Below are 4135 nucleotides of genomic sequence, written 5' to 3' on the forward strand. Positions count from 1 at the left end.
TCACCGTGACCGAGACCTGCTTCGCCTGCGTCCCGTAGCTCAACGTGATCGTCACCGCCTCCGCGGCGAGGTTGAGGTCGTTGATCCCGTTGATGGTCACGTTCGCCGAGGACTGGCCCGACGGGATCGTCACGGTCGACGAGGCGGGAACAGCCGCCGACGAGTCCGACGTCGCCACCTGGATCACCGTGTCCTCGGTGACCACGGGATCCAGGGTCACCTGGAACGTGTTGTTGCCGTTCTCGTTGACCGTGATCGACGTCGGCGAGGCGCTGAGGAGGTGTGCCGGGCCCGTCGTGACTTCGATGGGTTCCCACCCGCCGGATCCGTCCGCGCCGTTCGCGACGACCCGATACCAGTACGTCGTCTCGGGTGACGCGGTCTCGTCGACGAAGGCCGTCCCGGCCGTCGTGTCGAGCTCGGTCCACGGACCGTCGGTCGTCGTGCTGCGCGACACCGTGTAGTCGGTGACAGCGACGGCGGCGTTGGCCGGCGCCTCCCAGTCGAGGGACACCGTCGATCCGGTCGCCTCGGCGGCGAGGTCCTGGACCACACCCGGGATGGGTCCGATCTCGGCCGACCAGGCACCGCAGCTGATGGCGTTGCACGCCCGTACCCGGAAGGTGTGGGTGAGGGCGAGCTCGTCCACTGATGCCTCCGTGGTGCCGGGATCCACTTCCTGAACGGACCGCGCCGTCGGGTCGGTCCACGACTCGACCTCGTACTTCGTCAAGGCGCTGGCGCCGTTGCTGGTGGGCGCCGACCAGTCCAGCGTGGTGTCGCTGTCGCTCCCTTCGAGCGTCGGGCTCAGCGGAACGCCGGGCGAGCCCGGCGCACTCGGAGTGATGGTCGCCGTCGTGCCATACCCGACCCGCTCGATGGCTGACCGGGCGCTGATCCGGAACTGGTAGGTGGTCCCGTTGGTGAGCCCGGTGGCGAGGTAGGAGTCGTCGGTCGTCACGGCGATCTCCGTCCACGTCGTGCCGTCCGTGCTCCTCTCGACCTTGTACTGGGCGATGGCGGGGGCGCTGGCCGGTGAGGGTGGAGCCACCCAGCTCAGCTCGACCTGGCCGTCTCCAACGACGGCGTCCAGGCTCGTGACCGGGCCGGGTGGAGCGATGGCGCGGTAGGGGCCGGAGCTGGTGCCGACACCGAAGCCTGCCGCGTTGTGGGCGCGCACGCGCACCCAGTACCTGTTGCCGGCGGTGAGGAGGCTGAACATCACCGGGGCGGTCGTCTTGACGCCGACGGTGGGCACGTCCTTGGGGTTGGTCCACGTCGCACCATCGGTCGAGATCTCGACCCGGTAGGAGTCGACGGGTGCGCCGCCGTTGCTGCTGGGCGCCACCCAGAAGGTGCCGAGTGCCCTGTCGTAGACGTCGGCCTCGAGGAAGCGCGGGGACAACGGCACCGTGCGTGGCGTTGCGGAGACCTGCGCGCTCGGCCTGCCCCACCCGAGTCGGTTGTGCGCCAGGACCACGAAGAAGTACTTCGTCCCGTTGGTGAGACCGGTGTTCGTCCACGACCTGGTGCTGGCCGTCGTGATCTTGACGGTGACCCATTTCCGCGTGGTCGGATTCCACCGCTGCACGGCGTACCGGTCGATCGCAGCGCCGCCGTTCGAGGCGGGGACGACCCAGCTGACCTTGACGGCCAGGTTGCCGGGTGTCGCCTTCACCGCCCGCGGCGCGGAGGGTCGGGTGGCCGCCTCCGCAGCGGTGGCGTCGACAGCCAGGGTGAGGAACAGGATTGCGGCCAACAGGCGCGCCAGGAATCGCATCATCACGAAGCCCCCTTCTGGTGCGGACGTTAGTCCCGGGCGGGGGTTGCCGGAGGCGGAACGGTGGAAGTTCCTCCGGCGCATCGCGTCAGGAGTCGAAGCCCAGTCCCCAGCGGTCCAGGGTGCGCAGCCACAGGTTGCGTCGTCCGGTCACGTCCGCGCGGGCCGACGCCCACCGGGTGAGCTGGATCCCGACCCATGCGAAGGGCTCGGGCGGGAAGGGCGTCGGCTTCTCGCGCACCATGGCCAGCCGGGTGCGCTCGGTGGGTCGACCCTCGAGCAGGTCGAGCATCACGTCGGCGGCGAACCGCGAGGCGCCGACCCCCAGGCCGGTGAAACCGGTCGCGTAGGCCACGCGGCCCTTGCGAGCCAGGCCGAAGAAGGCACAGAACCGCGAGCAGGTGTCGATCACGCCTCCCCAGCGGTGGGAGAAGCCCAGTCCCTCGAGCTGGGGGAAGGTCGTGAAGAAGTGCTCGGCCAGCAACCGGTGTGTCTCCGGGCGTTGTTCGTGGCGCGCGTCGATGCCCTTGCCGAAGTGGTAGACCGCGTCGTAGCCGCCCCACAGGATCCGGTTGTCCTCGGTGAGCCGGTAGTAGTGGAAGAGGTTGCCGCTGTCGGCCACACCGAAGCGGTCGGTCCAGCCGAGGGACGCCAGTTGTTCCGGCGACAACGGCTCGGTGGCGAGCACGTGGTCGTAGACCGGGACGACCCGCTGGCGGAGGCGGCGCAACAGCGAGGTGAAGACGTTGGTCGCCAGCGCGACCTGCCGGACCCGGATCGTGCCGTGGGCGGTGCGCACCTCGACCAGGTCGCCGCGGCGACGCATCCGGGTGACGGCCGTGTTCTCGGCGATCCGGACGCCGAGGGACTCGGCCGCGTCGGCCAGGCCCCAGGCCAGCCGGGCCGGATCGACCATCGCGCAGCCGTCCGCGTCGAGTCGGCCGGCGAGGTAGGTGGGGGAGTCGAGCAACGTGCGTACGGCGTCCGCGTCGAGGAACCCGTCGACGTCGGGCTCGAGCAGGTCCACCTCGTGCGGTCGGGTGGCGACCTCGAGCTGCCCGGATCGCCGGAAGTCACAGTCGATCCCGTGACGCCGTACGGTCTCCTCGATCTGGTCGAGGTTCTCCTGGCCGAGGCGTTCCAGGTCGTCGTACTCGTCGGGCCAACGGTCCTTCCCGTTGGCGGGTCCGTGGGTCAGGCTGGCCTCGCAGAACCCGCCGTTGCGACCGGTCGCGTGTTCGGCGATCCGGTCGCGTTCGACCAGGAGCACGGACCGGTCCGGGTCGCGCTCCTTCGCCCGCAAGGCCGTCCAGAGACCGGTGAAACCGCCGCCGATGACCAGGAGGTCGACGACCTCGTCGCCAACGGACGGCCGGGCCGCCGGGCGCAGGGGAGTGTCGAGCCACAGGGGTCGTGGGGCCGCCGCGTCGGCCAGCGCGTGGGCGGGATGCGTCGTCATTGCTCCCGCTGGCCCCACGGCGAACCGTAGGCGGTGAGCAGGTCGAGGAAGGGCACCGCGTCGAACGCCTCCGGCCCCAGCACGCCGGTGCCCTGCCACACTCCGGTGGCCAGCAGCTCGAGCGCGATGACCGGGTTGATCGCCGTCTGCCAGACCACGCACTGGTGCCCGTACTCCGCCATGGTCTGTTCGTTGTCGACCACGTGGAAGAGGTACGTCGACCGCGGGGCGCCGTCCTTGCCGGTACCGGTCACCCAGAGGCCGGCGCAGGTCTTGCCCGTCATCCGCGGCCCGACGGTCGCCGGGTCGGGCAGCACGGCAGCGACGACGTCGCGCGGTGAGACCTCGACCCCCTTCACCCGCACCTTCTCGGTGCGGTCCAGCCCGAGCGTGTGCAACACCTTGAGGATGGTGATGAACTCCTCGCCGAGTCCGTACTTGAAGGTCGCCCGCTTGCAGTCGATCCACCGCGGCATGAGGAGCACCTCCTCGTGCTCCACGTTGACGCACTCGACGGGCCCGATGCCCTCGGGGAAGTCGAAGACCTCCGGTTCGCTGAACGGCGCGGTGGTGTGCCAGGCGCCGTCCTGCCAGATCACCGGCGGGTTGAGGCACTCCTCGATCGTGGTCCACATCGAGAACGACGGCGCGAAGATCTCCTTGCCTGCGTCGTCGGTGACCACGAGGTTGGCGCCGTCGCGGGTGCCGAGCTCGTCGATCTCGGAGAACAGGTGGTCGGCGGCGTAGCGCGCGAACACGTCGGACAGGCCCGGTTCGACACCCATGCCGACCAGGGCGAGCCGGCCGGCAGCCTCCCAGTCCGCGGCCACGGCGAACTGTTCGTCGCCGAGCTTCACCCCGGTCTTCTCGTACGGCGTCTCGGGGTGCGGCTTCGA

At 70.0% G+C, this 4135-nt stretch carries 3 protein-coding genes; all 3 read right to left on the bottom strand.

Features of this window, described 5'->3' with window-relative positions; all coding sequences use genetic code 11:
• The coding region (locus ACOADB_RS17690; RefSeq protein ID WP_378601310.1) for a fibronectin type III domain-containing protein at positions 1-1783 on the bottom strand (1783 nt) is incomplete at its 3' end.
• Positions 1784-1868: 85 nt separating this feature from the next.
• Positions 1869-3239, bottom strand: a complete 1371-nt coding sequence (locus ACOADB_RS17695) for an NAD(P)/FAD-dependent oxidoreductase (protein ID WP_378601312.1) — start codon at positions 3237-3239, stop codon at positions 1869-1871.
• A partial coding sequence (locus ACOADB_RS17700) for a saccharopine dehydrogenase family protein (RefSeq protein WP_378601314.1) occupies positions 3236-4135 on the bottom strand: 900 nt, incomplete at its 5' end. The genes ACOADB_RS17695 and ACOADB_RS17700, both read right to left, overlap by 4 nt.

It is taken from the genome of Nocardioides sp. CPCC 206348 (assembly GCF_048654705.1).
Classification (GTDB): Bacteria; Actinomycetota; Actinomycetes; order Propionibacteriales; family Nocardioidaceae; genus Nocardioides.

Excerpts from the sequence above, each read along its gene's own strand:
- ACOADB_RS17695 (WP_378601312.1), bottom strand. The coding sequence starts at position 3,239 with ATGACGACGCATCCCGCCCACGCGCTGGCCGACGCGGCGGCCCCACGA.